We start from the raw sequence: 3,923 nt of genomic DNA, 5'->3' as shown, positions 1-3,923 counted from the left end.
CGGTGTTTTTGCCGGTACTGAAGGCACCACGAAAAAAGACCGTATCGAGCGTGAGACTGCGGCCGGCAGCCAGATCAGTGCCGGGCAGGACCTGGCGATCAATGCCAAGCGGGACATCAATCAGGTAGGTTCAGATCTCAAGGCATCCCACGACATCGATCTGACGGCTGGGCGAAACATCAACATCGATGCGGCCCGAGAAAGCCTGCTTAAAGAGCAGATTCGAGAGAAGGAACGCAACGGGCTGGGTGTGTCGCTCAATCACAACTATGCAAATACCAAGGATGCCGTCAGCGGGGCCGGAAAGGGCGAGGATAACGTCAGCAAGGCGTCAAGCACGCTGAAGGCCGTGGACTCGGTGAGTCAGTTCGTCAACGGCCCGACAATTGATGCCAAGTTCGGCAACAGCAAACAGAGCAGCAGTCAGGAGGTTGTGGAGCAGACTAACCGCTCTTCGACGCTCAATGCCGGTAACGACCTTAACCTGAAGGCAGGTGATGACGTTACCGTCAGGGGGGGGCAGTTGCAGGCGGGACGCGATATCAATGTCAAGGGCAGGGATATCACCTTCGATGTAGCCAAGGGCAGCACCAGTCAGGAAAGCAGCCAGCGTCAAAGTTGGAGTGGCATCCATGGTGGTACCAGTGGCGGTTTCAAGGTCGGTATTGGTGGCAGCTATGGCATGGCCACCGAAGACGGAGTTTATGGTTCTTCCACGGCAGCGCAGGCTTCGGCTGGGCGAGATCTCAATCTGGACGCAAGCCATGACCTGAATCTGATTGGCACGCAAGCCAAGGCCGGTCGGGATATAGCGCTCAATGCTGGCAATGATCTGAATATTCGTTCGGTACAGAATGAACGCAACAGTGAGAGCAACCGACACAGTGGTGGCGGAGAAGTTGGGCTGGTCTTTGGCTCTGAAGGCGTGGGGGTTTATGCCAGCGTTAACATGGGCAAAGGAAATCTTGAGCGTGAAGGCCAGCGCCAGCAGGAGGCTTATCTCTACGCTGGTGATCGTCTGGTTTTCAACAGCGGCAAGGACACCAATATTGCTGGCGCTACGTTGCGTGGCGATGAAGTTGTAGGTCGTATAGGCGGTGATCTCAATGTTTCCTCGGTTGCTGATACCGGCAAGGTCAAAGGCAAAGAGTTTGATATCAGTGTCACAGCGACCATTGGTCCAGGGGCAGGAGTCAGTGGATCTGTTGGGTATGGTCAGACGACTGGCAAGACGAACTGGGTCGAACAACAAACCAGTATCACGGGTAAAGATAAAGTCGATATTCGCACTGAAAGTCACACGCAACTTGATGGTGCGTTGATTGCAGCTGATAACGGAAATCTCAAACTGGACACTGGGACTCTTGGGTTCAGTGATATTGCAGGTGAAGACAAGGAGCATGGTTATTACCTGAACATCGGTGGTAGCTATAACGCCAGTAAGAGTGGCACGGCGCAAGACGGTAGTCAGGTCGGTAAGGGCAAGGAGGGCGAAACTGGCTGGAGTGTCAACGGCTGGAAGTACGACAAGGAGCGCGAGCAGGCCGTTCGTGCCACTGTCGGTGCTGGGGAGATTGTCGTGCGCAAGGATGCCGAGACTGGGGGGGACTCAACTGTCGGCCTGAACCGGGACGTTGGCAAGGCCTACGAAATTACCAAAGATAAAGAGTCGCGTACTGATCTGTACGTAACCAAATCTTCTATTGATGCTGTTTCTGATCCTTCTGGGACGCTTGATGCCTGGAAAAAAAGTATAGAGAAATATCCGGATAACTCTGTAAAGGCCTATGAAGACGCAGTGAGGCTCGTTGAGGGGCCCGTCAAGGCTGCTGGGCAAATTTGGAATAATATACAAGCTCAGCGTGTGTCGTTGAGTGAGATTTCCGATAGTGCAAGAGCCAAGTTGGGTGATGAGCTGGCGCTGAATATCGCTAAGAATTTGGTGAGTAATGGTAGGTCCCCAAGCGATGTAGATAATCTTAAACCTGAAGATATTGCCGTCATTCAAGCCTTCTCATCGAGGTTTACAGAGTTCGCTAACCAACAAGCACTCTGTAATTCCGCTGGGGGTTGTGGCGCCAGAGCTGAAGGTGCTTCTGATCTCAACTACATCGTCTATCCTGGAAAGAATGGGAATAAAGTTATAGGGTTAAAGGCCTTGGGCGCTGATACGCCTGGTGCAAAGTTGTTGGCGCAAGCGGAGAATTTGCAGTTCTATATGGATAAACTGCCCGTGGAACAGGCGCAGTTGTTGGCTCTTGGGGTCCAGGCCGTCATGGGGCCTGCTAAAGTTGCTGTTGGTTTGGCGGGTAATGTATTAGTTGATAAGTTGTTCGGTGAGAAAATCACAGCAGCTAAAGATGCGTTGTCAAAAAGCATCGCAAGTGAGCTGAGTGGAAAAGATAAGGATTATCTTGAGCGCAGTGATGATGTCTTTAAAAAGCTCAACGATAATGGTCTTAGTGACCAGAAAGGAGACATCTATGTTCGGGGCGCTTCCACACTGCTGAATATTGCACTGGGTAGTGTTGGTAATGTAGCGGGTGCTGTGACAGGTCGAATCATCGGTGTTGTGGGCCGAGGGACTGCTGGGACGGTTAATGAAGACCTGAAAATAAATCCCAAGAACCCGGACTGGGATCAGAAGTATGGCGAGAACCCGCCCAAGGGCTGGGTGGAGCCTGGACCAGCGGGAAAACAGTCGCCAGCACTCCCATCTGGCTATCGTGAGGGTGGTTCCGCTATCGCCGGCGAGAAAGGGGGGCTTCCCGATGGTGCTCGACGTGTCACCAACACCAAAACTGGTGAAACAGAGGTTCTGGGCGCTGATGGTAAGCTGTACGTTGAGACCAGTGATGGACTGAAGGCGAAGGGGAGAGGTAGTCTTGGTGGTGCGAATGGGACAGAGTTACCAGTCGTTAAGATCAACACTGCTAATTCTGTAAAAGGGTCTCATGAGTACGAATTGCTTAACAATCCTGGTGCGAGAAGCCCTAATACCATTTATGAGCTTGATAATGGTGATGTCTTCAGGACAAACAGTAAGGGTATGGTAGAGGAGCTCTCATTTACTCCTGAGAATATTAAGGTTCCTAGGGATTCTCGGCAGACAGCAGCCGGTAAAGAGGGGCGGGACAGCGATGTTGGAGGGCATGCTAAAGCTTGCAGTCAAGGTGGTACTTGTGATGGCTACAATTTGTTTGCGCAGGATGCGAATTTTAATAATTCTGCGTATAAGGTCTTTTATGAAAATAAAATCAGGGCAGCGTTGAAAGATCCTGATCAGGTCGTCGGAACGACGACGATAAAATTTAAAAGAGTGGACCCGGGGGCGGTAAGGCCCGATTCGCTCGAATTGACTTATACTATAAATGGTCAGACAAGAACTGTGGTATTTGAGAATGAGCCTAACAGGGTTCCAAGGGTTTCAGAATGATTTCTAAAGATTTTGAGTTGGTCAAAGAGATATTCTCTCTGATTGAGTCTGGGATTGTGAATGGCTATGACTATTTTTGTTATGAGGTAGAGTTTTGTGAGGGGTACATGGATATTTTGTTTGTCGTTGAGAAGGATGGCGTTGAGTCGACAAATGCTGAAACTAACTTTAATCGTGCGGCCTTGTATGAGTTGCTTAAGAAGTTGAAGTTGAATGCTGCTGGGCGTGGCGAGAGCTGGAGGTCATTTGTGATGTCTTATCGACGAGGGGAAAGGGTTGTGACCAATTTTAAGTACTGAGTTTATATAAAAGGGTGACGGATTTTAATGGCGCTTACTTAACGTCTAAGTGTCTGAGCTGAAAGCGAAAAATGAAGAAAGGCTGATTTTGGTCTACGGTGATAGTTGCGAACACGGGAGTGTCAGATTTTTTGTGTGCTGGCCGGGGGAGTGTCAGATTTTTTGTGTTCGGGCCGGTAACGGCCTGC

At 50.4% G+C, this 3,923-nt stretch carries 2 protein-coding genes; both read left to right on the top strand.

Features of this window, described 5'->3' with window-relative positions; all coding sequences use genetic code 11:
• The coding region (locus K675_RS32390) for a hemagglutinin repeat-containing protein (RefSeq protein WP_198291653.1) at nt 1–3,436 on the top strand (3,436 nt) is incomplete at its 5' end.
• A complete protein-coding gene (locus K675_RS0117100) occupies nt 3,433–3,735 on the top strand; it encodes a hypothetical protein (protein WP_017904717.1) in 303 nt (100 codons plus the stop codon). The genes K675_RS32390 and K675_RS0117100, both read left to right, overlap by 4 nt.
• Nucleotides 3,736–3,923 lie beyond the last annotated feature (188 nt).

This window comes from Pseudomonas fuscovaginae SE-1 (assembly GCF_000364705.1).
Classification (GTDB): Bacteria; Pseudomonadota; Gammaproteobacteria; order Pseudomonadales; family Pseudomonadaceae; genus Aquipseudomonas; species Aquipseudomonas fuscovaginae_A.
This window is presented reverse-complemented; position numbering and strand designations above follow the sequence as displayed.